This is a genomic window from Vibrio sp. 779(2023) (genome assembly GCF_033344285.1).
Lineage (GTDB): Bacteria > Pseudomonadota > Gammaproteobacteria > Enterobacterales > Vibrionaceae > Vibrio > Vibrio alginolyticus.
This window is the reverse complement of record NZ_JAWPOM010000248.1, coordinates 1-1,017: the sequence shown is the minus strand read 5'-3', so window position 1 is coordinate 1,017 and position 1,017 is coordinate 1. Positions and strand designations below refer to the sequence as shown.

Below are 1,017 nucleotides of genomic sequence, written 5' to 3'. Positions count from 1 at the left end.
GTTGTTTCCATTGGATGCGTTGAATCGCAATCTGGCCAGTTCTGGTAGGAAGATGGGGCCAGAGACGTTATTGGATAACTTACCGCCGGGCTCTGAATCACTGCGTCGTTTGATTGCTCAACGTTACATTCAACAAGGTATGGTGTTAACCCATGATGACATTGTCATTACTTCAGGGGCGTTAGAAGCGTTGAATTTGAGCCTTCAGGCCGTGACACAACCGGGAGATACTATCGTGGTTGAATCGCCAACATTTTACGGAGCGCTTCAAGCGATAGAACGTTTGGGCTTAAAGGCGATAGAAATCTCAGTAGACCCGCGCACCGGGCACTCATTGCAACAAATTGAAGCGGCTTTTACTGACCATGATGTTCGCGCGTGTTGGTTGATGACGAACTTTCACAACCCAACCGGAATGTCATTAAACGATGAGCAGAAGCAGCGCATCGTCGAGCTTGCTGATAAACACGATGTGTATTTGATTGAAGACGATGTGTATTCAGAGCTCTATTTTTCTAACAAGAAACCAAGTTCGCTGAGAACTTTTGATACCCAAGATCGTGTGTTGCATTGCGGGTCATTTTCAAAAAGTCTTTGCCCGGGTTATCGGCTGGGGTGGGTGGTCAACAAGCGCTTTAATGAGCATCTGCAAAAACTGCAACTTATCTCGACTTTGTCAGGTAGTGCACCTATCCAACAAGGTATTGCGCATTATTTGCAAAATGACAGCTATGATAATCACCTTAGAAAACTTCGAAAGAATCTTGAGCAGCGACAATCTGCGTTCATTGAGCTTCTCGATAAGTACTTTCCGAAATCGATTCACTACACACAGCCAGAGGGCGGCTATTTTTTATGGGTTGAACTGCCGGAATCAAAATGTGGAAAAGCGATTTATCAGAAGTTATTGGCAGACAACATCACCGTTGCATTCGGTAAGTTGTTTTCTGTCGGACCAGATTATGAGAACTACCTAAGGCTTAATACATCGTTACCCTGCAACGATGAACTAGAAGA

The 1,017-nt window shown here is 44.7% G+C and carries 1 protein-coding gene; it reads left to right on the top strand.

The window, feature by feature from the left end; translation table 11 throughout:
• Nucleotides 1–1,017, top strand: a 1,017-nt coding sequence (locus tag R8O70_RS26405) for a PLP-dependent aminotransferase family protein (RefSeq protein ID WP_318184612.1), incomplete at both ends; no start/stop codon positions are given.